This window comes from Ignavigranum ruoffiae (genome assembly GCF_023195815.2).
In the GTDB taxonomy this organism is placed as follows: Bacteria; Bacillota; Bacilli; order Lactobacillales; family Aerococcaceae; genus Ignavigranum; species Ignavigranum ruoffiae.
On sequence record NZ_CP096206.2, the window covers coordinates 195,138 to 219,746 of the forward strand.

The window sequence follows — 24,609 nt, forward strand, 5'->3', positions numbered from 1 at the left end:
TTTCTTTTCCAATAATGATTGACGTGTTTGTTTATTCATGTTATCCTTACAAAGGTGTTTTAAGGACAGATTCCTGTATTTCAGTCGTGCTGACTGTTTTAAAGCACAACTAGCAATGTTTCCATTGCTAAATATTTTTTAACATAAGATGACACACTTGGATGTGTGGACTAAGAAAATGGGAGGAGGACAATTAATGCCTACAATCAATCAATTAATCAGAAAACCTCGTAAATCTCAAATTGAAAAATCTAAATCTCCTGCGCTTAACGTGGGTTACAACAGTTTCAAACGTTCAACAACAACGACAATGTCACCTCAAAAACGTGGTGTATGTACCCGTGTTGGAACCATGACACCTAAGAAACCTAACTCAGCCCTACGTAAATATGCCCGTGTACGTCTATCTAACTTGATGGAAGTTACTGCATATATCCCAGGGGAAGGACACAACCTACAAGAACACAGTGTGGTTCTTATTCGCGGGGGTCGTGTGAAAGACTTACCAGGGGTTCGTTACCATATCGTACGTGGTGCCTTAGATACAGCTGGCGTTTCTGACCGTCAACAAGGCCGTTCTAAATACGGTGCTAAGAAACCTAAGAAATAATTCAACCCATCATTTATTCTAATTACATACACCGAAAGGAGGAAAAAGAATGCCTCGTAAAGGAGCCATTGCAAAACGTGATGTTTTGCCAGATCCAATTTATAATTCAAAATTAGTTACTCGTACTATTAACCGTATGATGGTTGATGGTAAACGTGGAAAAGCGTCTAACATTCTATACTCAGCTTTTGATATTATCCGTGAACAAACCGGTCAAGATCCATTAGAAGTCTTTGAACAAGCTATGGAAAATATTATGCCATTATTAGAAGTAAAAGCTCGCCGTGTCGGAGGTTCAAACTATCAAGTACCGGTTGAGGTGCGTCCAGACCGCCGTACAACCCTAGCCATCCGTTGGTTAGTTCAATATGCAAGACTTCGTGGTGAAAAGAGTATGGAATTACGCCTTGCTCGTGAAATCATCGACGCTTCTAATAACACAGGTGCATCTGTGAAGAAACGCGAAGAGATGCATAAAGTTGCAGAAGCTAACAAAGCTTTTGCTCATTATCGTTGGTAAACTTAACGAAATTTTTTCGTTATTTATCAAAAAAAGATTGTTTCTATAGACTTTTACTCAATACATGAAAGAGGGGTAACGTAGGATGGCAAAAAGAGAATTTTCTTTAGAAAATACTCGTAATATTGGGATTATGGCCCATATAGATGCTGGTAAAACGACAACCACTGAACGTATCTTGTACTATACTGGTAAAATCCATAAAATTGGCGAAACCCATGATGGGGGCGCACAAATGGACTGGATGGCCCAAGAACAAGAACGTGGGATTACAATCACTTCAGCAGCGACCACTGCTCAATGGAAAGGTTATCGAGTAAATATTATCGATACCCCAGGACACGTGGACTTTACTGTTGAGGTTGAACGTTCTCTACGTGTTCTAGACGGTGCAGTAACAGTATTGGATGCCCAATCAGGGGTAGAACCTCAAACTGAAACAGTTTGGCGTCAAGCAACGACATATGGTGTTCCTCGGATTGTCTTTATCAATAAGATGGACAAGATGGGTGCAGATTTCTTATATTCTGTAGGTACCTTACGTGATCGTTTGATGGCAAATGCGCATGCGGTACAATTACCAATTGGTGCTGAAGATAATTTCACCGGAATTATCGACTTAGTAGAAATGAAAGCTTACAACTATGGTAATGACTTGGGAACTCAAATTGATGAAATTGAAATCCCAGCTGAATTGAAGGACCAAGCTGAAGAGCTACATGCAAGCTTAATTGAAGCCATTGCGGACTTCGATGAAGAAATCATGATGATGTACCTTGAAGGAGAAGAAATTCCAGTTGATCAATTAAAAGCAGCGATCCGTAAAGCAACCTTAGCGGTTGAATTCTATCCTGTCTTTGTTGGATCTGCCTTCAAGAATAAAGGGGTTCAATTAATGTTGGATGGGGTTATTGATTACCTACCATCACCATTAGAAGTTCCACCAATTATTGGTAAAGTTCCAGGTTCTGATGAAGAACTAGAACATCATGCTGATGATTCTGAAGACTTTGCAGCTTTAGCTTTCAAAGTAATGACTGACCCATTTGTTGGACGTTTAACATTCTTCCGTGTCTATTCAGGAACGCTTGAAGCAGGATCATATGTCTTAAACGCAACAAAGGACAAACGTGAACGTGTTGGTCGGATTCTACAAATGCACGCCAACCACCGTGAAGAAATCCCAGAAGTATTTGCTGGAGATATCGCCGCAGCTGTTGGTTTGAAAGACACCGGAACCGGTGATACCCTATGTGCAGAAGGTCAACCAGTTATTCTTGAATCTATGGAATTCCCAGAGCCAGTTATCAATGTTGCCATTGAACCAGATTCAAAAGCAGACCAAGATAAGATGTCAACTGCTTTAGCTAAATTAGCTGAAGAAGATCCAACCTTCCGTGCAACCACTGACCATGAAACTGGTCAAACCATTATCGCTGGTATGGGTGAATTGCACTTAGATATCATTGTAGACCGTTTGAAACGTGAATTTAAAGTATCCGCTACGGTAGGTGCACCTCAAGTTTCTTACCGTGAAACCTTCCGTAAATCTGTACAAGCTCAAGGTAAATTCGTTCGCCAATCAGGTGGTAAAGGACAATACGGGGATGTATGGATTGAATTTACACCAAATACTGAAGGTGGCGGTTATGAGTTCGAAGACGCTATCGTTGGTGGGGTTGTACCTCGTGAATACATTCCATCTGTTGACGCAGGTCTACAAGATGCGATGGAAAATGGGGTCCTTGCAGGTTATCCATTAGTTGACGTTAAAGCGAAACTATATGATGGATCATACCACGATGTCGACTCTTCAGAAACAGCCTTTAAAGTGGCCGCTTCTCTAGCTTTACGTGAAGCAGCTAAACATGCAGATCCAGTTATTCTTGAACCAATGATGTCGGTTGATATCACTGTTCCAGAAGAATACTTAGGAGATGTTATGGGCCATGTCAACTCACGTCGTGGTCGAATTGAAGGAACCGAAGCTCGCGGAAACGCTCAAATTGTTAAATCATTCGTTCCATTATCTGAAATGTTTGGTTACGCAACTACCTTACGTTCTTCAACCCAAGGACGCGGAACCTTTACTATGCAATTTGACCACTATGAAGCTGTTCCAAAATCAATTCAAGAAGAAATTATTGCAAAACACGGTAAATAATGCCGAAAAGTCAATGATTTCCTTACCGGCTTAGCGGTGATTTGTTGAAATTACCGCTAAATAACGGTATACTAATTTCGATAGATTAAACAATAGTCTATAATTATTAAAGCGATATATCTTAAGGAGGAATACTTAATGTCAAAAGAAAAATACGAACGTACCAAACCCCATGTTAATATTGGGACTTTAGGACACGTTGACCACGGTAAAACTACTACAACTGCAGCAATCGCTACCGTATTGGCTAAACATGGTCTTGGTGAAGCTAAAGACTATGCTTCCATCGATAATGCTCCAGAAGAAAAAGAACGTGGAATTACCATCAACACTTCTCACGTTGAGTACGAAACTGAAAACCGTCACTACGCTCACGTGGACGCTCCAGGACACGCGGACTACATCAAAAACATGATCACTGGTGCTGCGCAAATGGACGGTGCTATCATCGTTGTTTCTGCAGCTGATGGTCCAATGCCTCAAACTCGTGAACATATCTTGTTATCACGTCAAGTAGGGGTTCCTTACTTCGTAGTTTACTTAAACAAAGCTGACATGGTTGACGACGAAGAACTACTAGAATTAGTAGAATTAGAAGTTCGTGACCTCTTATCAGAATACGACTACCCAGGAGATGAAGTACCTGTTATCGTTGGTTCTTCATTGAAAGCCTTAGAAGGTGACGAAAAATGGGAACAACGTATTATGGACTTAATGGCTGCTGTTGACGAATACATTCCAGAACCAGAACGTGACACCGACAAACCATTTATGATGCCAGTCGAAGACGTATTCTCTATCACTGGTCGTGGTACCGTTGCAACTGGTCGTGTTGAACGTGGCCAAATTAAAGTTGGGGATGTTGTAGAAATCGTTGGTATTAAAGATACTAAATCTACTACTGTAACCGGTGTTGAAATGTTCCGTAAGATGTTAGACTTCGCTGAAGCTGGAGATAACATCGGTGCTTTACTTCGTGGGGTTACTCGTGAAGATATCGAACGTGGACAAGTTCTAGCTGCACCTGGAACCATCACTCCTCATACTAAATTTAAAGCTGAAGTGTATGTTCTATCTAAAGAAGAAGGTGGACGTCATACTCCATTCTTCTCTAACTACCGTCCACAATTCTACTTCCGTACAACTGACGTTACCGGTGTTGTTGAATTACCAGAAGGAACTGAAATGGTAATGCCTGGTGATAACGTAACGATGACCGTAGAATTGATTCACCCAATCGCTATTGAAAACGGTACTCGTTTCTCAATCCGTGAAGGTGGACGTACTGTAGGTGCCGGAACTGTTACTGAAATTGATGAATAATTAATTTCATATAAGTTTTAATGAAAAATCCACTTGGAGATGATCCAGGTGGATTTTTTAGGTATTCCATAATTTCAAGTTACAGGAGGCCACTGCCATGACTAATCTTACGAATCTAACATCTAGAAAGTGACTGTTCCTCAAATCAGGAATTTAACTCGACAAGATTTAACCGATAAGTCGTGAAGATTTGCTAAGGTGTCTAGATTGCCTATTGTCTGAATTAGGCTCATGTTTGTTTTGAAGTTGAAAAGAAATACAAAGTTTCCAATATAAAGACCGCTCGAAAAGCAAATAAAGCTTTCGAACGGTCTTTTAAATATGGAAACATGGTCTTATGAATGAGCCTCTTCATTCTCTTTAAGTTGTTGATAGAGTTGCTTTACACTTTGTTTTAAAACTGGATGGAGCCAATGAGGGGCAATTTCGTTCAATGGTTCTAAGACAAAGAGACGTTCTTGAATGTAAGGATGGGGAACAATCAGCCGGTCTGTATAAATCTGTTCTTGATCATAGAATAAGAGATCTAAATCTAAAGTACGAGGTCCCCAATGTTCAGTACGAATACGACCTGATTCGTTCTCGATCGATTGCAAAATAGTCAAAAGATAATCAGCTGTTTCAGTCGTTTCAACTTCGACGACCTGATTTAAAAAATCAGGCTGGTCGGTCTTACCCCAGGCTGGGGTTTTAATTTGACTGGATGCCTGGATGACTTTTAGACCATGATCGGCCATAGCTCTTAGTGCTTGATCCAGATATGCTTGACGATCACCTTGATTACTACCAAGGGCGATATAAGCTCGGTGGCGCTGGCGTTTAACCCTAACCGCACAAGTATTCAACGGAAGGGGGACAGGTGCACTGGGTTTGGCGAGTTCTAATTCAACTGCAGAGACTAGCGGATACAAGTCTAATATCTTCTGACAAAGTCGATAGGCCACCGTTTCAATAAAGTCATAGCTAGTTTCTTGCATCCATTGGGTCAATTGTTGGCAGAGCTTTCCATAATCAATCGATTGATCTAAGTCTTCTTGAATGGCTGCTTGACTCATGTCGTAGCTAAGGGCTAAGGTCAAGTAGAACTTTTGCCCCAGATCTTTTTCACTTTGAAAGAGACCATGATAAGCATAGACTTCCAGGTCTTTGATGATAAGTTGATCCATCACGTTCACCTTCCTTAATATTTGAGGACTTGATTCTTACGTTCTTCGGGCCAATAACATAGGTCGTAGGCCGGACATTGGAAACATAAGCGGGCTTCTTTGTCTGCTAATTGAAAGGCACGGACAAAAGGGTCTGTAGCAATTTCCTGGCTGTGACGGTGCTGACTAATTGCTTGTAAGATGAGCGCTTGTTGCTCAGGATTGAAATCCATTTCTTGCAGGAATGATCGAGCAATCTCCAACGAGTGGAGATGGTGGTCTTTTCCATCCGTCCCAGAGAGACTGCGACCTAAATCATGGAGCAATGCTGTTACATAGACTAGATCTTTGTCAACAGGAATCTGGTCTTCAAGACAATGAATATAGCAAATCCGCGCCACATCGATGAAGTGTTGTAATGAATGCTTGCAGAAAATTCGTTCACTTTCTTGGTCTGCTAAATCTTTTACCAGTTTTTGGTAAGAATCATGAGTTAATAAATAATTAGTATTGTTCATTATAAGCCCATCATACGAAAAGCTTCAGCTTTTAATTCTTTGTCGGTTTCAAGGCACCCCTTAGCCACACAGGTAACGGTCTTGGTTCCTGGTTTTTGAACGCCACGCATGTTCATACACATATGTTCAGCTTCAATAACAACCATTGCTCCTTGGGCTTTCAAATAAGTCATCAATGCTTCAGTAATCTCCAAGGTCAATCGTTCTTGGATTTGTGGTTTGCGGGCATAGACATCAACAGTCCGAGCTAATTTGGAAAGTCCAGCCACACGTCCTGAAGGGATATAGGCAATATGCGCCTTACCCCAGAATGGCAAGAAATGGTGTTCACACATGGAGTGGAAATTGATATCTTTCTCGACCACTAGATTATTATCAACGATTTCAAATGATTTTTGCAAATGGCTTTCGGCAGTTTGATTCAAGCCGGAGAAGACTTCTTGGTACATCTTGGCAATCCGCTGAGGCGTTTCAACTAAACCCTCTCTTTTTGGATCTTCGCCAATCGCTTCGATAATCATTTGGACAGCTTTTTCAATTTTTTCTTTATTCATTTTGTTTCCTCCTATTATAGGTCTAAATATAATCGCTCGATCAAATACGGACGAATCTGACTTAAGAAATAGAGCGATCCAGTGATGACTAGCAGAGATTGTTGTGTGTCTTTTGCTTGGGCTTCTTGTAGATATTGATCAACAAATGCTTTCCAGTCGCTAATAAATTGATCTCCCTCTTGTAGATAGCCTTGAAGTTCTGTACTTGAAAAGGCATTATCATGTTCAAATTGAGTCAAATTAAAGCTAGCTAAGGGTAGTTGATGTAATTGATCCAACATCGTTTGGATGTCTTTGGTATTAATGCAGGCAAATAGCATATCGATCTGTTTATCAGCAAAACGGCTTTGTAAATTGTCTACCAAGCGTTGGACAGCATGGGGATTATGAGCGCCATCAAGAATAATTCTTGGATTATCCGTTAATTTCTCCATGCGACCGGCAATAAAGGTATGGTCTAAGGCTGCCTGTATCTGGCCGACATCATAAGTCCAATGATATTTATCTGCCAGAACTTCAAACAAGGCCAAGGCCATGCCCGCATTTTCAATTTGTTGCTCTCCTAATAAAGGGGTGCGGAAGTTAGCTTTGTCAATGGGTGAATCAGCAAATGGACTATGATAGCGGAAAGTTTCTCCTTCACTGGCTGGGTTTTCATCAGTCAATGGACTGACTTGATAATCCTGACCGAATTGATAAGTAGGAACAGCTACTTTATTCGCTTGAGCTTGAATCACTTGCAGAGCTTGACGATCAATCTTACCAGTAACAAGCGGGGCACCTGCTTTGATAATTCCCGCTTTTTGTTGGGCGATTTCGGCGAGTGTCTCGCCTAAAATGGCCTGGTGGTCTAGACCAATCGTTGTGATCCCAGTTAATTCTGGCAAGCAGACATTGGTAGAATCTAGCAAACCGCCGAGTCCAGTCTCCATAATGACCCAATCCACGGCTTCTTGAGCGAAATAATCATAGGCAATTACGGTCACTAGCTCGAACTCAGTGATGCCTTTGATTTGACTAGTATTTCCATGCACGCTAAAGATTTGTTGGTATCGTTGAATATATTTACTTAATTCTTCAGTCGGAATCGGTTCTTGGTTAATGGTCATTTGTTCTTCATAGGCCATCATATAAGGCGATGAGAAGATACCGACGCTGAGACCCTGACTTCTAAGTAATTGATACAGGTGAGCGATGGTAGATCCCTTGCCATTGGTACCGGCAATGTGGATGACTTTACTCTTGCGTTCAGGATGACCGACCAAGTCTAATAGGGCTTGAACTCGTTCTAAACCGAGTCGCGGCTCTTTGCTGTGGTATTGATTGAGCCATTCGACAGCTTTATTGGCTCCGTGCATATTATCACTCTATTCTTTCATGTAATCATTTCCATGGCCTTCATTCTAATACAGATTGTACGCGATTTAAAGGATTTCTTTCCGATGAGATTGAAGTTGAGAGATTTTGTCAGTCAGATAAGATTTTCTTATCCGTTTCCTAAGAAGTTCTAATTTGTAAGCGCAAACAATTACCACTATGATGAAGATACCAAATAAATGGAATATAAATTAGGGAGGGGTTATTTAATGGATTTTGATTGGATTAAGGGGAGATCAATTGCAAATCCAGATAAAGTTGCCGTCATTGATGCAGGTAAGAAGACTCAATGGACCTATCGTGAGCTAAATATTCGTGCCGAAAATTTAGCGAATCATTTACAAGAACAGGGGATCAAGAAGGGGGACCGCGTGGGAGCATTCGTTCCCAATGATATCGCGGTAATTGATTTGTTCTTAGCTTCGATAAAATTAGGGGCCGTCTTTGTACCCCTGAACTGGCGACTCAAAGCCGTTGAGATTGCTCGGATTGTCGAGGATGCAGGTATTGAATATATCTTATATGCGACCAACCATTATGATCGCTTAGCTGAAGTGCCACAAGAATATATCAAATATAACGTCGATGAAGCTGAATATAATGCCATCGTGGATCCTAGCTCACACCGGCCGTTTAAGAGTGTCGATTTACAGCCAGATGATGTGGCCATGTTGATCTATACCAGTGGTTCAACGGGAACACCTAAAGGGGTGATTCATACTCACCATAGTTATCGAAATAATACTTTTAACGAAATTATGTCTTGGGATTTCCATCAATCCTCTTCGACAATTATTTTTGCACCAATGTTCCATGTGGTGGCCTTCAACGACTTGGCTGTTACGATTTTAATGATCGGTGGAACGCTAATCTTGGAACGTTACTTTGAACCTAAGACGATTGTTGATCGAATAGTAACCTATAAACCAAGTATTCTGGTATTGATTCCAACCATGTATTATGCCTTATTAGCCAATAAAGAATTTCATCCCAGTATTCTTGAACCCGTAGAATACTGTATCTCTGGAGGTTCACCACCACTGCCTGAGATTACCCAGGCCTTTAATCAGTTTGGCGTTCAAATTCTGAACGTTTATGGGATGACTGAAGCACCTTTATGTACTTACAATCCACCTGAACTTGCTAAAAAACATCCAAATGGCATTGGTCGAGCTATTGCCAATGTGGAATTTAAAGTGGTCAATGAAGCGATGGAAGAAGTACCGTATGGTGAGTTGGGAGAATTGCTCATCAGTGGCGAGAATGTGACCCCAGGATACTGGAATTTACCACAGCTTAACGAAACTGAATTCTATCAAGGATTTTATAAATCCGGTGACTTGGCCACCATGACTGAAGATGGCGTGATTACCATTATCAACCGTAAGAAAGAATTAATTATTACTGGTGGCGAGAATGTCTTGCCTTCTGAAGTCGAAGTCGTGCTGAATAAGCATCCGTTAATTAAGACAGCGATTGTGATTGGTTATGATAACCCAGTCTTTGGTGAATCGGTCTCAGCAGCGGTTATTCTGAATAAGGAAGCCTTGCATCATGATGATTATGAAAAAGTACTTGACGAATATTGCTTGAAGAATTTGGCCGGCTATAAGACGCCTAAATTATATCTTGTCTTAGATCAACTGCCAGTAAACTCAACCGGTAAGCCAGATCGTTTGGTCTTACGAGAAATGATGAATGCCTACGCTAAAGAGAAGGAAAAAGAAAAAACGGTGAATGCTTAAAGCATATTAGAGGAGGAATAAACGATGACACAACGTAAAGAAATTTTGGCCCAATATTATCCGGAAGACGTCTTAAAAATTAGTCGCCATTTAACCGATGGAGAAGTTGAATTCTTAAAACAATTGAATGACCTGTTAGAACAAAAATATCGTAAAGACTTAAATCAACACTGGGTGGATGCCACCGTTCCAGAAGGCTTCTTTGAGGATCTAGGTCAATTAAATTATATGCAGAATCCGCTCTTGTTCCAGGATCGACCTGGCAAGAAATTGACCAGCCAATTGTTTCAATTCTTCTTTACTTATACCTTAGCTCGTTTCGATGTTTCTCTAAGTACCTTACTGGGTGTTCACTCTGGATTAGGATTCAACTCCTTCTTCTTCGGTGGTAGTCAGGAACAGCTAGCGAAATATATTCCGGCTTTGGCCAGCCATAAGTTACGGACCTGTTTCGCCTTAACTGAACCTGATCATGGTTCTGATGTGGCCTGGGGGTTAGAAACCCAAGCTAAGCGAGAAGGAGACAAATGGATTCTTAACGGACAAAAACGTTGGATCGGTGGCGCCATCGTCGCTGATGTCATTCCAGTCTTTGCCCGTGATACTGAGACCAATAAACCAAAATGCTTTATCGTTAAAAGAGATCAAGCTGGTGTCAAGATTGATGTGATTGAGAACAAGATTGCTCTAAGAATTGTACCAAATTGCAACATTGAGTTGAAAGATGTTGAGGTTGCTGAAACAGATCGCTTGCAGAATATTAATACATTTAAAGATATTGCCAAGGTTTTATATTCTACCCGGGCTTCAGTTGCTTTCATGGCTACCGGAGCGATGGCTGGTGCACTGCGAGCAACCCGTAAATATGTGATGGAACGGAAACAGTTCGGTAAAGAAATTTCAAATTATCAATTAGTTCAAGAGAAATTAGCCATGATGCAAGCGAACCTAACCAGTGCCATGGCCTTATGTGCCCAAATTGCTGATCTGCAAGAAGAAGGCGATTATAACGAAGTAGTGACTTCGATTGGTAAGATGCATAATGCTTTACGTCTAAGAGAATCCGTGGCGATGGGTCGAGGCATCTGTGGAGGAAATGGTATCGTGGTAGACTATGATATTGCCCGCTTCTTTAATGATGCGGAAGCTATCTTTACTTATGAAGGAACCCATGAAGTCAATGCCTTAGTAATCGGCCGAGCTTTAACCGGACAAGCTGCCTTTAATTAAGCGGTATCGCTAAAATTTTAGATGGAGGGAAGACCATGACAATAAGAAATGCAACCGTCCTGGGGGCGGGAGTAATGGGGAGCCAGATTGCCGCACTCTTGGTCAATGCAGGTTTACGCGTTAAGTTACTAGATGTTGCCATTGATCCCCAAGATAAGAATAAGTTAGCCAAAGCGGGGTACGATCGTATCGTCGATCCGAAGAAGGGCATGTTATTTGATCCCAGCTTTGCAGGAAATCTAAGCTATGGAAATTTTGATGATGATTTAAGTCAACCGTCAGACGCCGATATATTTATTGAAGCAGTTAAAGAAGATATCAAGATTAAATATGAAGTTTGGTCCAAGGTGGCCGGCGTGGCGAAAGCATCAGCGATTCTAGCAACGAATACTTCAGGTATTCCCATTAACATGATTGCCAAGGTATTTGACGAAGCAACTCGTCAGCGTTTTATTGGACTCCATTTCTTTAACCCACCGCGCTTTATGAAATTAATTGAATTAATTCCGAATAAGTCTAGTTCTCCTGAACTCGTGGCTGAAGTTAAGGCTTTTGCTGAAGATGTCCTTGGTAAAGGCGTGGTTGTTGCCAATGATGTGCCAGCCTTTGTCGCTAATCGGACCGGGGTTCATGCCATGGGCGAGATTATGTCTCGGGCTGAACAAGCTGGCTTGTCAGTGGCTGAAGTGGATGCACTCACCGGTAAGGCCATTGGTCGGCCGATGGGAACCTACACCTTGTCAGACCTTGTGGGTAATGATATTGCCCTCTTTGTCAGTCAAGGTTTACGCCAAGATCCAAGTGAAGCGAAATTCTTCCATCCAGTTAAATCATTGCCAGCGATGGTTGAAAAAGGTCTGTTAGGAAATAAAGCTAAAGCTGGTTTCTATAAGCGTGAGGGACGAAACAAATACGTATTAAATTTAGAAACCATGGAATACCAACCCCTTGAAAAGGTTCAATTACCACTCTTAGCTAAATTTACTAAGAATGTTAAAGAAAATCTTGATCTTATTTTTACCGAGCAAGATCCGGCTGCTAAATTCCTTTGGGAAAGCTTGCGTGAAACCTTTGCCTATGCTGCTCAGAATGTGCCCAAAGCCAGCGAGGATTATAAAGCGATTGATCAGGCGATGGTTTGGGGCTTCAATTGGCAATACGGACCTTTCCAACTATGGGACTTAATGGGATTCGACCGAGTAAAGGAACGGATGCAAGAAGAAGGCGTCGCCTTGCCGGATTGGGTAAAGGAACGCAACACGCCATTCTATGCCGATACAAAAGCTGATACTAGCGCTTCATCTGATCAGATAGCCATTGAAGAAGTTCTATGGGATCGTCCTGGTCAATCAAGCCTGAAGGTAACTCAAGACCAACAGCTCATCTTTATGATTCAAACAGCCAATAATACGATTAATGATGAGCTATCGCAAGCAATTGTCGAAGCGGTAGATCGCTTAGAAGAAGGACCTTATTCTTCGATGGTCATCAGTTCTAAGGGACCTCACTTCTCGCTCGGAGCCAATTTAAAGCTGGTTCGGGAAACGATTGAAGCCAATCAAATTCAAGAAGTCATTGACACAACCGTCAAAGAACTTCATCAAGCAGTCAATCGCATCCGCTATGCAAGTAAACCAATCGTTACGGCGGCTCAAGGTCGAGCTTTAGGAGGCGGTTGTGAATTACTCTTAGCCTCACCTTATGTGGTCGCTGCGGCTGAAAGTTATATTGGACTGGTTGAAGTGGGCGTCGGACTGATTCCAGCTGGCGGAGGCCTGGCTGAAATAACCGAACGTATCATGACCCAACCAGGGCTAGAAGCCAATAAGATTAAACTCTTAGCTGATGCGGTAAGTAATATTGCCCAAGCAAAAGTTTACATGAATGCCTATGAAGCCAGACGCAACTTTATTTTGCGCGAAACTGATTTAATTATTAATAATGGCGATAAAAGAGTTCCTATCGCTTTGGCTTATGCTAAGTTGTTGGCTAAAAGCAATTATATTCCACGCAGTCGACAAAACTTTGTTGGCCTGGGTCAAGATTTTGAAGCGGTGGTTGAAGCTCAATTGGATGCCATGCGAGTAGGTGGTTTTATCAGCGATTACGATATGGAAATCTGCTTGGCCTTGGCTCATGTAGTAGCTGGGGGCGACATTCCGCGAGGGGCATTGATTAATCAAGCTTGGCTACAAGATTTGGAAAGAGAAGCCTTTGTCAGACTTGTTCATAATCAAAAAACTTATGAACGAATTACCCACATGCTAGAAACTCATAAACCACTAAGAAACTAGAAAAATGCTGGAGAAAGGAATGACATGAATGGAAGAAGCATACATTGTGGCTTATGGACGTTCGGCCATTGCTAAAGGAAAGAAGAATGGAGCCTTGGCATTTGAACGTCCAGATGATGTCGCCGCCGAAATTCTTAAAGGTGTCATCGACCGGATTGAAGGCGACTTTGATCCGGCCCTAATAGAAGATGTTATCGTTGGGAATGCTTTCCCTGAGGGAGTCCAAGGTTTCAATATAGCTCGGAATGTTGCCTTGCGAGCTGGTTTACCCTATTCTGTCCCTGGACAAACGGTTAACCGTTACTGTTCATCAGGCTTACAGACCATTGCTAGCGCTGCTAATGCCATTATGGCTGGGCAGGCTGATGTGATGGCAGCGGGAGGGGTTGAGTTTATGAGTGCCGTTCCAATGGGGGGCAATGAACCAACCAATAACCCAACTTTACAGAAAGAAGATGTTGGTCAAGCCTATCCAATGGGGCTAACCGCTGAAAAGGTAGCCGAAAAATATCAAGTCAGTCGTCAGGATCAAGATGCTTTTGCGGTCCGCAGTCATCAACGAGCTAAAGCTGCCCAAGATGCTGGACGCTTAGCCGATGAAATTATTCCACTGAAAGTTAAGAAAGTCACGTATCAAGATAATAAACCTGTTGTAGAGCAAGTTGAATTTAAAGATGATGAAGGGATTCGACCAGAATCTAATCTAGAAAGCCTGGCTAAATTGCCTACGATCTTCAAAGCCAAAGGCACGGTTACTGCAGCCTCATCTTCTCAAGTCAGCGATGGTGCAGGGTTTGTGATTCTGATGTCTGGAAAGAAAGTCAAAGAATTAGGGATTAAACCAATTGCTAAGTTCTTAGGCTATAAAGCAGTGGGGGTGGACCCTAAATATATGGGAATCGGGCCGGCCTACGCGATTCCAGAAGTCTTAAAATTAACTGGACTAAGTATTGATGATATTGATCTGTTTGAAATTAATGAAGCTTTTGCTGCCCAGGCTTTGGCTTCAATGAACGAGTTACAGATTGATCCAGAAATTACGAACGTGAATGGGGGAGCCATTGCCTTAGGCCATCCTTTAGGAGCCACGGGAGCCATCTTGACGTCGCGCTTATTAGCTGAAATGGCTCGTCGTCCTGAAAGTAAATATGGGATTGTATCTATGTGTATCGGTGTTGGTATGGGAGCTGCTGGAGTTTTTGAATATCTACATTAATAAGGGGGAAGGACATGTATCAAACCCTAACCTATGAGTTGAAGGATCGGATAGCCTATGTCACGCTGAATCGGCCCCAACAGGGGAATGCCTTTGCGGAAGAAAGTTATACTGAAATCAAGCAAGTATTTGATCAAATTAATCTGGATGATCAAGTCGACGTCGCGATTTTGACCGGCAAGGGTAAACATTTTAGTGCGGGTGGAGACATTCAACTCTTCCAACAAATGTTAGAACAGAAGCGCTATTTAACTGAAACAGATATCTTAGCTACCGGAGCCATGGTCAATAGCATTAAACAAAATAAGAAAGTCGTGATTGCGGCGATTAATGGAATTGCAGCCGGTGCTGGTTTAGGCTTAGCCTTAGCTTGCGATTTTATCTTAATGGAAGAACAGGGTAAATTGCTAACCGCTTTTATCGGTTTAGCTTTCCCGGGGGATACAGATCTAATCTATCATCTCTATCAAGCCATGCCGACTCAGCAACTGAACAGCCATCTTATGTTGAATGAGCCAATCTCAGCTGAACAGGGTCGCCGTTATGGCCTGGTCAATAAAGTGGTTCCGCCAGGAAAAGTCGTCTCGGACGCTGAGGAATTGGCTCGGAAACTGCAAACCGGTCCGCTAAACACTTATGCTTATCAGAAAGAACTCTTAGCTAGTCTTAATTATCCTGAGATTGATCAATTCAATCAACAAGAAGCGAAATTTATGAGTTTGGCTTCAAGACAGGACGCCCATGCTGAAGCGGTTACAAAATTCTTGCAGAAGTGATATTATGTAGACACCAAAGCTAAAAGAGGTGTCTTATGGATATAAATTCAATGCAGTATCTGATTGAAATTGTCGATGCAGGTTTTAATCTAACGGCCGCTGCCAGTAAATTGTATTTATCCCAATCGGCCCTAAGTCAATTTATCAAAACTTTCCAAACCGATCATGACGTAAGTTTATTTAAGCGAAAGAATGGCAGAATTGTTGGGTTTACCTCTGCCGGTCGCAAGATATATCAAGCCGCTTTAGAGGTTAATCATAAGTATGAAGAATTTATTTCCGTTGTTGAGAAAGAATCTTTGCGCCAAAAAGGGACCTTTCGTTTAGGTGCTCATCCAACCATTCTGCGTTTGTTCTTCCGTAAGTTTATCCCTCAGTTTATGCTTGAATATCCTGAAGCCTTTATTGAAACAGTCGAAGCAGGTTCACTGGTCTTGTCAGAAATGATGGAAGACGAAGTCCTCCATGCAGCGATTTTGTCGCAACCAACCCACTTAGATCCTGATAAATATGAGCAACATCTACTCGGGCGAACAGAAGTGGCTGCCTTTATGAACCCTGATCATCCTCTGGCCAACAAGCATATTCTTTCTTGGAAAGATATTGATGGTTATTTCTACACCACCTATAACTCAACAGATGGTTTAGTGAGTGAGATTCAGGAAAAGCTCAAAGCCCATGATTCACATGCCAAGTTATTAATCAGTTCAGACTCTTGGGATTATTTAATCGAAGCAGCAGAGGTGAATGAATTGATTGCAATCTTACCTACTGCATCGTTCGATATGTTTCGACAGAACATTCAACAAGTCGGCGTAGTGGAGAAACGTTTTTCCGATCCGATTGCCTATATTCCGACACTTGTCCGTCAAAAGAAAAGCAAGTATTCTAAACTAGAATCATTTATCTTCGCTTCTATTTTAGAGAATTTTTATGATGATAAACATAATCTACGTTACGATTTCCTCAAAAAATAAGCCGTCAGATCTTACTAAAAGAGGTGAATTATGAGAACTAAAGTAACTGAATTACTGGGTATTAAATACCCGATCGTTCAAGGCGCTATGCAATATATGTCGTTGGCAGATTTGGCCGCAGCGATTTCCAATGCTGGGGGGCTCGGGACGGTGCCTGCCATGGCCTTCGCCAATTCCGATGATTTACGTGCTGAAATTCGTAAGATGAAACAACTCACTGATAAACCTTTCGCCTTCAATATTTCCTTGGTACCTGAAGTCGTGATACCCGATATGATCTTTCAATATATTGATGTCATTATTGAAGAAGGGGTGGGTATTGTTGAGACCTCTGGTCAAAGGCCAGGAAACTTTATCACTCCTTTGAAAGATGCCGGTGTTAAAGTAATCCATAAGGTAACTAGCCTCAAACATGCTCGGGCAGCCATTAAAGATGGAGCCGATATTATTTCAATGATTGGTATGGAGGCGGGGGGACATCCTGGTATGGAACAAGTGGCCGGATCGATTCTTTGGGCCAAGGCAGCTGAAGAACTAGAAGTTCCGGTGCTGGCTGGTGGCGGCATTGTTGATGGTAAGAGCTTTTATGCCGCCATGGCTTTAGGAGTAGATGGAGTTCTAGTAAGTACTCGTTTTCTAGCAACCCCTGAAGTCAATGCTAGTGAGGCCTACCGTCAAGCTCTCCTCCAGGTCCCCGAGAATGGTACCGTCTTAACTATGAAATCCCTAAAGAACGCTATGCGGGTGGCCAACAATGCTTTCGCTCAGAAAATTTTAGCGGCTGAAGCTGAAGGTGCTACTTTAAAAGACTTGATGCCATTAATATCTGGGCGTCGATCTTATGAGGCCATGATTGAGGGTCGTCTCGATGAGGGACAGATGAGTATGGGCCAAGGCGTGGGTCGAATTCATGACATCAAGCCAGCTGGTCAAATTATTGAAGAATTTATCAGCGAATTTCGCACTTGCCACCAAGCAATGGCTCAATTAATAAACGAATAGATTCATAAAAGTCGATAGATGTGCTTAGTTTAAGTGCATCTATCTTCTTTTAAAAGGGGAATGTTTATGAGAAATTTACAAGCGAGTAATTATATTGAGGTAATGGCCAAGATTCCCGATCAAGCAATTATTGCTACGACTTCTTTTGGTATTGGTGGGATGCCGGAACAGCTGTTTGCTGGATTGGGGGAATATTATCGGCAGCACCAATCGCCGCGTGCGATTACCTTTATCTCGACAGCCGGTTTGGGTATGGGGGAAGGGCGAGGATTAGATCATCTGATAGCTCCTGGTTTATTGAAACGGGTCGTCAGTTCTTACTTATTTTTATGTCCTCTAGCCGAAGCGCTAGCTCGTCAGGATGCTTATGAATTATTCATGCTGCCCCAGGGGATCATTGGTCAACTGTATCAGAATGCTGCTCAACGGGGGCCAGGTGTCTTTAGCCAAGTAGGTTTAGATACTTTTATCGATCCGAGACTCCAAGCGGGTCAGATGAATCCTTCAGCCCAAGCCCAAACACCTTATGTTTCGGCGTGTCAGATCGATGGTCAACCTTATCTTCATTATCGTCCACTAAACTTTAATGTGGCTTTTATTAAGGGGACCTTTGCCGATCGTCAGGGAAATATTTCCTTGAAACATGAAACGAATCGTCTGGAACAATTCTCATTGGCTGCCGGAGCAAAGAATGCGGGAGGTCTAGTTATTGCCCAGGTTGAAGAAATCATTGACGAGAAGATTCCAGCCCATGAAGTGGTCGTACCTGGTCACCTAGTAGATGAAGTAGTGATTGGCCAAAGTCATTATCATCAGCAGACTCCTTTCATTCAATATAGTCCGTATTTATCGAATGAGCAGACCAAAGAGTTAAGCTTCGAAACGCAAACTTCTTTAACCATTGAGGACATTATATTAAGACGGGCAGCCAGCGAGCTTCCTGATTATTCATTGGTTAATATCGGCAATGGTTTGGCTTCGCGGATTAATCGGGTGATTGGCGAACAAGGACTATTAGATCGGATTAAATTTGCTATTGACTTTGGGGGCTATGGCGGCTACCCATGTTCGGGCTATGACTATGGTCCCAGTATCAATGCCGAAGCCATCCTAGCTAGCCAAGACATGTTTAGTCTCTTCCACGGAGGAGGCTTAGATGCGACCATCCTTGGCTTTGGTCAGCTGGATCCTTATGGGAATATGAACTCTACCCTATTAGGCGGGAAGATCTATGGCCCTGGTGGAATGATTGATATTACCCATGGTGCCCAGAAGATTATTTTTATCGGTGAATTTAGACAAGGAGAGCAAATAGAGTTAGTTGATCAGCAAGTTCGTATACTTCACTCTGGCAATCACGATAAATTTGTTAAGAAACTAGCTAATATTTCTTTCGCCAGTGGTATTCAATTAAATGCCGGCAAAGAAATAATGGTCATCACTTCACGGGCAGTATTTGATTTGGATAGGCAAGGTAAGTTACGCCTGATTGAAATTGCCCCTGGTTTAGATTTAGAACAGGATATTCTTCAACAACTTCCATTTCAACCTGTGATGAGTCCGAATCTCAAGGAGATGGATTCAAGTTTATTTGATTTAACTTGGCAGCATCCCTTGTGTCGTTGAGAAGATAATTGGGAAATTTGCTTGGTTTGAAGCCATTTTAGATGAAAAGTTTGAAGCCGTAATGGTACAATGACCCTTAGAAAGGGAGATGATAAGATGAACCTTGATAATTTTTTCCGCTCAATTGTCAATGCTCTGCCGGGTATCTTTGGTGCTTTATTATTATTAGTCGTAGCCTTAGTGGTGGCTTGGGCGATTAAACGCTTCACCATCACCGTTTTAAATAAGATTGATTTCGATCAACAGTTACAACATTGGGGTTTTGCCAAAAGCAAGGAAGAAGCCAATGTATTTATTGAAACGATTGCTTCTATACTATACTTTATTGTTATTATTCTATTCTTACCAAGTATTCTCGCAGGTCTAAATATTGGTGGAGCTTTAAATCCAATTGTGGCCATGTTTGCTACTTTCTTAGCCTTTATTCCTAACCTATTGATGGCCTTGATTATTCTAATTATTGGGGGCTATTTCTGTAACTTTATTAAGCGTTTAGTCAAGAACATTCTTACCGGTTTGAACATTGACAAATGGTATCGTAAGGTGACTAAACAATCGGTTCACGGATTGAATGTGAATGAAAATCAAATGGCGGATGTCTTATCTTCTGTGGTTTATGTTCTCTTGTATATTCCGATTCTTACGGTCGCTTTAGAGACTCTAGGGATTCAATCTATTTCTCAACCCATCATTGATGTCTTAAACCAAATTCTCGGTGCCATTCCGAATATCTTTGCAGCGGTAGTTATGCTAATTATTGGTAGCTTCGTCGGCAAACTGCTAGGCGATGTCGTTGAAGGCTTATTATCTACCTCTGGAATTGATCAATATTCTAAATATTTAAATTTCAAAGGAGAAAGCCAACTCAAAATTTCAGGAGTCATTGGTGTATTAGTTCAAAGTCTCTTGACCCTATTCTTTATCGTTGAAGCGATTAACATCCTAAATCTGGATGTCCTAAATGCAATTGGTTCTTCAATTATTGCCTATATTCCAGCGGTGATTTCAGCGGTGATTATCTTGGCGCTTGGGCTCATCGGAGGAAATATCTTCGCCAACTTTATTAAACAAGTATCTGGATCAAGCTTATTTAGTGAATTGGTTCGCTTTACAATTATTGCTTTGGCTATCTTTATGACCTTAGACCAATTGAAAATCGCTCAAACCATTGTAAACTCTGCCTTTGTGATTATTCTTGGTGCTTTAGCCGGTGCCTTCGTCCTAGCCTTTGGTTTAGGCGGCAAAGATTATGCTCATCGCAAGCTAGAAGAAATCGACCATACTCTGGCCAAAGAAGGAGAACAATCCAATCAAATTATCACCGACCCTCAACAAACACTGAATGAAGATGATCATTTAGACCATCAAGTTTAAACTTGATACGAACCTAGACGATTTAAATAATCAGATAGGATGTCGTAACGCGATTAAATATTTTAGCGATACACACTCAGAATGAATTTACAGCTACTAGCCCCTGTCTTGGTGGGTCTAAGTAGCTGTTTTTGTATGAATCAGTGTCAATGGATGATCCCTCAGATTCATTTGACCGACCTCAAGCTTAATAACTTTTTGAGAGGATCAGTAAACCGATTCGAATTTCAAAAATTATAATTGACCAGAAATTAAGAAAATATTCTCCAAATAACTAACGGGTTTCTACTATAATATAGGAAGAATTATGCCTAGGTTCCGTCAGATTAAGAACGATGAGAGTAAAAGATAATATTACTAACCGGTATGAGTAAACCCATCGTGTGTTTAAATTATAAAATTTAATATTTCCTGCGCTCATTGTCAGCCAAAAGAATTTAACCTGAATGAGTAAAAATATTTGAACTTTCTTTGAAATAGGCCTTGCAAGTCGGCAAAGCTTCCAGTATAATGTTCGTTGTGTCCTTAGGGATACTGTATTTACACCCGGTACTTTTAAAGTATGGGTGAGCTATGAAGCGGGAGGTTGCGACACGCTAGGATGAGTTGCCACTGCCTGGAGGTCGGTAATTCTCGCGGAGCTAGTCATTCGAAGATAATAGACGAAGGAGGAAAATAAATGGCAAACCAAAAAATTCGTATTCGTTTGAAAGCATATGAGCACCGTGCTCTTGATGTGTCAGCGAGTAAGATTGTAGAATCAGCGCAAAGAACAGGAGCTAAGACAGCTGGACCGATTCCATTACCAACCGAACGTTCAGTTTATACCGTGATCCGTTCTCCACATAAATACAAAGATTCTCGTGAACAATTCGAAATGCGTACCCACAAACGTTTAATTGACATCATCGACCCAACTGCTAAGACTGTGGACGCTTTGATGAAATTAGACTTACCAAGTGGTGTTGACGTTGAAATTAAATTATAAAATTAACAAAATGGAGGTGTACTCATGACCAAAGGAATCTTAGGAACAAAAGTAGGTATGACACAATACTTTACTGAAAACGGGGAATTAATCCCAGTCACTGTGATTCAAGCTCAACCAAACGTGGTATTGCAAGTTAAAAGCAATGAAACAGATGGCTATGAAGCAGTTCAGTTAGGTTTTCAAGATAAACGTGAAGTATTAGCAACCAAAGCACATAAAGGTCATGTAGCAAAAGCAAATGCTACTCCTAAGCGCTTCATTCGCGAATTTCGCAATGTCGAGCTAGGAGAATATGAAGTTGGACAAGAAATTACAGTTGAGACATTCGCAGCAGGAGACATCGTTGATGTAACAGGAACTTCCAAAGGGAAAGGTTTCCAAGGGGCTATTAAACGTCACGGTCAAGGTCGTGGACCTATGGCTCACGGTTCTCGTTACCATCGTCGTCCTGGTTCAATGGGTATGGCTTCTACGCCAAGCCGTGTATTGAAAGGTAAGAAATTACCAGGTCAAATGGGTGGCCAACGTATTACCATTCAAAACTTAGAAATCGTAGCAGTGAATCCAGAAGACAACATCATCCTTATTAAAGGAAATGTCCCAGGATCTAAGAAATCACTCGTTGAAATCAAATCAGCGATTAAATCAAATTAAATTCAGAGATAAGAAGGGAGGAACGAGAGAATGCCAAAAGTAACAATGTTCAAACAAGACGGAAGCCATGCTGGAGAAATCGAATTAAAAGATGCCATCTTTGGAATTGAACCAAATGAAGGAGTTATCTTTGACGCTGTTATTATGCAACGTGCTTCATTACGCCAAGGAACTCACGCGGTTAAGAATCGTAGCGCCGTTAGTGGCGGTGGCCGTAAACCTTGGAGACAAAAAGGTACCGGACGTGCGCGTCAAGGATCTACCCGTTCACCACAATGGGTTGGTGGAGGAACCGTCTTTGGACCAACACCTCGTTCATATAGCTATAAATTACCTAAGAAAGTACGTCGTTTAGCCTTACAATCTGTTTTATCACAAAAAGTTGCTGAAGAAAGCTTCGTCGTGATTGAAGATTTAGCTTTCGATGGACCAAAGACCAAAGAATTCAAAGAAGTATTGAATAAACTAAACCTAGACCAAAAAGTATTGCTAGTTTTAGAAGCAGAGAACGACAACACTTATTTATCAGCTCGTAACTTACCAAATGTAAAAGTGATCGATGATAATAATTTGAATGTTCTAGACTTAGTCAACTATGATAAAGTCTTAATTACTAAACAAGCATTATCAACAGTAGAGGAGGCTTTAGCATAATGGAATTTTCTGAAGTAATCCTACGTCCGGTTATTACCGAACAATCGATGAATGCCATTGACGAAAAGAAATACACTTTCGAAGTTGATCGTCGGGCCAACAAGAACTTAATCAAACAAGCGGTTGAAGCTATGTTTGAAGGAGTTAAAGTAGCTAAAGTAAACACAATTAATGTTGATGGAAAAGCAAAACGTATGGGTCGCTACCAAGGCTTCACCCGTAAATATAAGAAAGCCATCGTAACATTAACTCCAGAATCAGCTGATATTCAATTGTTCGAGTCAGATGACGAAGAATAATCAAGACTAAATCAAATAATATAGGAGGGAAAACCAGTGGCGATTAAACATTATAAAGCGACAACAAATGGTCGTCGTAATATGACAGGGTATGACTTCTCTGTGTTAACGACAGATAAACCAGAAAAAACACTTTTATCATCGCAAAAACAAAAAGCCGGTCGTAACAGCCAAGGTAAGATCACTGTCCGCCATAAAGGTGGGGGTCATAAACGGGCATACCGGATTATCGACTTCAAACGAAATAAAGATGGAGTGGTTGGAACGATTAAGACGATTGAATATGATCCAAATCGTTCAGCTAACATTGCCCTAGTTCATTATGAAGATGGGGTAAAAACTTACATCATTGCACCAAAGGGAATTAAAGTAGGTCAAAAGATTGAATCAGGACCTCAAGCAGACATCCAAGTAGGTAATGCCCTACCTTTAGCTAATATTCCAGTAGGTACCTTTGTTCATAATATTGAATTGAAACCTGGTAAAGGAGCTCAATTAGTGCGTTCAGCCGGAGCGAGTGCCCAAGTTCTTGGTCAAGAAGGTAAATATGTATTAGTTAAATTAGCTTCAGGTGAAGTTCGAATGATTCTAGCGACTTGCCGAGCAACTGTTGGAATTGTAGGTAATGAACAACACGAACTGATTAATATTGGTAAAGCTGGACGGTCTCGTTGGTTATCTAAACGTCCAACCGTTCGTGGTTCTGTAATGAACCCTAATGATCACCCACACGGTGGTGGGGAAGGTCGCGCACCAATCGGACATCCAAGTCCAATGACTCCATGGGGTAAACCTGCATTGGGTCTTAAGACACGTAATACCCGCAAAAAATCAAGCAAGTTAATCGTTCGTGGACGTAAGAAATAATTTGAGCCATAGATAATAAAGCGAAGGGAGGCTACACCGTGAGTCGTAGTTTGAAAAAAGGACCTTTTATTGATGAACACTTAATGAAAAAGGTAGAAGTGCAAGCAGAAAACAGTAAAAAACAAGTTATTAAAACTTGGTCACGCCGTTCAACCATTTTCCCTAATTTTATCGGATTAACCATTGCCGTATATGATGGTCGTAAACATGTGCCTGTATATATCCAAGAAGATATGGTCGGTCATAAATTAGGCGAATTTGTACCAACAAGAACTTACCGTGGTCATAGTAAAGATGACAAACAAACTAAGAAACGTTAAAAGAGGAGGGAATTAGATGACAGAACAAGTTACATCTGCAAAAGCAACGGCTAAGACAGTTCGCATTGCCCCTCGTAAAGCACGTTTAGTAATCGACCTTATCCGAGGAAAGCAAGTTGGGGAAGCTATTTCAATCTTGAAATTCACTCCAAACAGTGCTGCTGAAGTCGTTGAGAAAGTATTAATGTCAGCTATCGCTAACGCCGAACATAACTATGATTTGGACCTAGCTAGCTTATATGTCAGTGAAGCATTCGTTGACGAAGGACCAACTATGAAACGGTTCCGTCCACGTGCCCGTGGTTCAGCTTCACCAATTAATAAGAGAACCAGCCACATTACCATTGTGGTATCAGAGAAAGAGGAGGCATAA

General features: G+C 41.5%; 24 protein-coding genes. 20 read left to right on the forward strand and 4 right to left on the reverse strand.

The window, feature by feature from the left end:
- The first annotated feature begins 196 nt into the window (after positions 1 to 196).
- The 4 genes from rpsL (at position 197) to tuf (ending at position 4,617) form a co-directional block, all read left to right on the forward strand.
- Positions 197 to 610: a 30S ribosomal protein S12 gene (gene rpsL / locus M0R79_RS00910; protein WP_092571568.1), complete on the forward strand. Its 414-nt coding sequence runs from the start codon at positions 197 to 199 to the stop codon at positions 608 to 610.
- A 49-nt stretch (positions 611 to 659) separates the two neighbouring features.
- A complete protein-coding gene (gene rpsG, locus M0R79_RS00915; RefSeq protein ID WP_092571566.1) occupies positions 660 to 1,130 on the forward strand; it encodes a 30S ribosomal protein S7 in 471 nt (156 codons plus the stop codon).
- Between the two features lie 85 nt (positions 1,131 to 1,215).
- Positions 1,216 to 3,294, forward strand: a complete 2,079-nt coding sequence (gene fusA / locus M0R79_RS00920; protein ID WP_248416809.1) for an elongation factor G — start codon at positions 1,216 to 1,218, stop codon at positions 3,292 to 3,294.
- Positions 3,295 to 3,432: 138 nt separating this feature from the next.
- Positions 3,433 to 4,617, forward strand: coding sequence for an elongation factor Tu (tuf, locus tag M0R79_RS00925; protein ID WP_248416808.1), 1,185 nt, complete (start codon positions 3,433 to 3,435; stop codon positions 4,615 to 4,617).
- Between the two features lie 335 nt (positions 4,618 to 4,952).
- Here the strand turns inward: tuf and folK are convergent, their stop codons facing one another.
- From folK to M0R79_RS00945, 4 genes are read right to left on the reverse strand one after another with little or no spacing between them, the layout of a single operon-like run.
- Positions 4,953 to 5,783, reverse strand: a complete 831-nt coding sequence (folK, locus tag M0R79_RS00930; protein ID WP_248416807.1) for a 2-amino-4-hydroxy-6-hydroxymethyldihydropteridine diphosphokinase — start codon at positions 5,781 to 5,783, stop codon at positions 4,953 to 4,955.
- 14 nt (positions 5,784 to 5,797) lie between these two features.
- The gene (locus M0R79_RS00935) at positions 5,798 to 6,280 is read right to left on the reverse strand and encodes an HD domain-containing protein (RefSeq protein WP_248416806.1); all 483 of its coding nucleotides are present in this window, start codon (positions 6,278 to 6,280) and stop codon (positions 5,798 to 5,800) included.
- Positions 6,280 to 6,834, reverse strand: a complete 555-nt coding sequence (folE, locus tag M0R79_RS00940; RefSeq protein WP_248416805.1) for a GTP cyclohydrolase I FolE — start codon at positions 6,832 to 6,834, stop codon at positions 6,280 to 6,282. The genes M0R79_RS00935 and folE overlap by 1 nt, the downstream gene beginning before the upstream one ends.
- 14 nt (positions 6,835 to 6,848) lie before the next feature.
- On the reverse strand, positions 6,849 to 8,192 hold the full coding sequence (locus tag M0R79_RS00945) for a bifunctional folylpolyglutamate synthase/dihydrofolate synthase (protein ID WP_248416804.1): 1,344 nt from the start codon (positions 8,190 to 8,192) through the stop codon (positions 6,849 to 6,851).
- A 228-nt stretch (positions 8,193 to 8,420) separates the two neighbouring features.
- On the opposite strand from M0R79_RS00945, the gene fadD reads away from it, so the two are divergent.
- From fadD to rplV, 16 genes are all read left to right on the forward strand, one after another.
- Positions 8,421 to 9,956: a long-chain-fatty-acid--CoA ligase FadD gene (gene fadD / locus M0R79_RS00950; protein ID WP_248416803.1), complete on the forward strand. Its 1,536-nt coding sequence runs from the start codon at positions 8,421 to 8,423 to the stop codon at positions 9,954 to 9,956.
- Positions 9,957 to 9,980: 24 nt separating this feature from the next.
- The gene (gene fadE / locus M0R79_RS00955; protein WP_248416802.1) at positions 9,981 to 11,186 is read left to right on the forward strand and encodes an acyl-CoA dehydrogenase FadE; all 1,206 of its coding nucleotides are present in this window, start codon (positions 9,981 to 9,983) and stop codon (positions 11,184 to 11,186) included.
- 35 nt (positions 11,187 to 11,221) lie between these two features.
- Positions 11,222 to 13,480 carry a 3-hydroxyacyl-CoA dehydrogenase/crotonase FadB gene (fadB, locus tag M0R79_RS00960; RefSeq protein ID WP_248416801.1) on the forward strand — a complete coding sequence of 753 codons (2,259 nt, stop codon included), beginning with the start codon at positions 11,222 to 11,224 and terminating at the stop codon, positions 13,478 to 13,480.
- 28 nt (positions 13,481 to 13,508) lie between these two features.
- On the forward strand, positions 13,509 to 14,696 hold the full coding sequence (locus tag M0R79_RS00965) for a thiolase family protein (RefSeq protein WP_248416800.1): 1,188 nt from the start codon (positions 13,509 to 13,511) through the stop codon (positions 14,694 to 14,696).
- A gap of 14 nt (positions 14,697 to 14,710) precedes the next feature.
- Positions 14,711 to 15,472, forward strand: a complete 762-nt coding sequence (locus M0R79_RS00970) for an enoyl-CoA hydratase/isomerase family protein (protein ID WP_248416799.1) — start codon at positions 14,711 to 14,713, stop codon at positions 15,470 to 15,472.
- A 35-nt stretch (positions 15,473 to 15,507) separates the two neighbouring features.
- Positions 15,508 to 16,449 (forward strand): LysR family transcriptional regulator, encoded by a 942-nt coding sequence (locus M0R79_RS00975; RefSeq protein ID WP_248416798.1) that lies wholly within the window; start codon positions 15,508 to 15,510, stop codon positions 16,447 to 16,449.
- A 30-nt stretch (positions 16,450 to 16,479) separates the two neighbouring features.
- On the forward strand, positions 16,480 to 17,451 hold the full coding sequence (locus tag M0R79_RS00980; protein ID WP_248416797.1) for an NAD(P)H-dependent flavin oxidoreductase: 972 nt from the start codon (positions 16,480 to 16,482) through the stop codon (positions 17,449 to 17,451).
- Between the two features lie 66 nt (positions 17,452 to 17,517).
- Positions 17,518 to 19,077: a malonate decarboxylase subunit alpha gene (locus M0R79_RS00985; RefSeq protein ID WP_248416796.1), complete on the forward strand. Its 1,560-nt coding sequence runs from the start codon at positions 17,518 to 17,520 to the stop codon at positions 19,075 to 19,077.
- Between the two features lie 96 nt (positions 19,078 to 19,173).
- On the forward strand, positions 19,174 to 20,451 hold the full coding sequence (locus tag M0R79_RS00990; RefSeq protein ID WP_248416795.1) for a mechanosensitive ion channel: 1,278 nt from the start codon (positions 19,174 to 19,176) through the stop codon (positions 20,449 to 20,451).
- Between the two features lie 679 nt (positions 20,452 to 21,130).
- Complete coding sequence (rpsJ, locus tag M0R79_RS00995; RefSeq protein WP_092571533.1) at positions 21,131 to 21,439, forward strand: 30S ribosomal protein S10; 309 nt, start codon at positions 21,131 to 21,133, stop codon at positions 21,437 to 21,439.
- 24 nt (positions 21,440 to 21,463) lie between these two features.
- Entirely contained in the window at positions 21,464 to 22,096 is a 633-nt protein-coding gene (gene rplC, locus M0R79_RS01000; protein ID WP_092571530.1) for a 50S ribosomal protein L3, read from the forward strand.
- 30 nt (positions 22,097 to 22,126) lie between these two features.
- Positions 22,127 to 22,750, forward strand: coding sequence for a 50S ribosomal protein L4 (gene rplD / locus M0R79_RS01005; protein ID WP_092571528.1), 624 nt, complete (start codon positions 22,127 to 22,129; stop codon positions 22,748 to 22,750).
- The gene (gene rplW, locus M0R79_RS01010) at positions 22,750 to 23,049 is read left to right on the forward strand and encodes a 50S ribosomal protein L23 (RefSeq protein ID WP_092571526.1); all 300 of its coding nucleotides are present in this window, start codon (positions 22,750 to 22,752) and stop codon (positions 23,047 to 23,049) included. The genes rplD and rplW overlap by 1 nt, the downstream gene beginning before the upstream one ends.
- A gap of 36 nt (positions 23,050 to 23,085) precedes the next feature.
- Positions 23,086 to 23,916, forward strand: a complete 831-nt coding sequence (gene rplB, locus M0R79_RS01015) for a 50S ribosomal protein L2 (protein WP_248416794.1) — start codon at positions 23,086 to 23,088, stop codon at positions 23,914 to 23,916.
- Between the two features lie 38 nt (positions 23,917 to 23,954).
- Entirely contained in the window at positions 23,955 to 24,236 is a 282-nt protein-coding gene (gene rpsS, locus M0R79_RS01020; protein WP_248416793.1) for a 30S ribosomal protein S19, read from the forward strand.
- A 16-nt stretch (positions 24,237 to 24,252) separates the two neighbouring features.
- Entirely contained in the window at positions 24,253 to 24,609 is a 357-nt protein-coding gene (gene rplV / locus M0R79_RS01025) for a 50S ribosomal protein L22 (protein WP_092571520.1), read from the forward strand.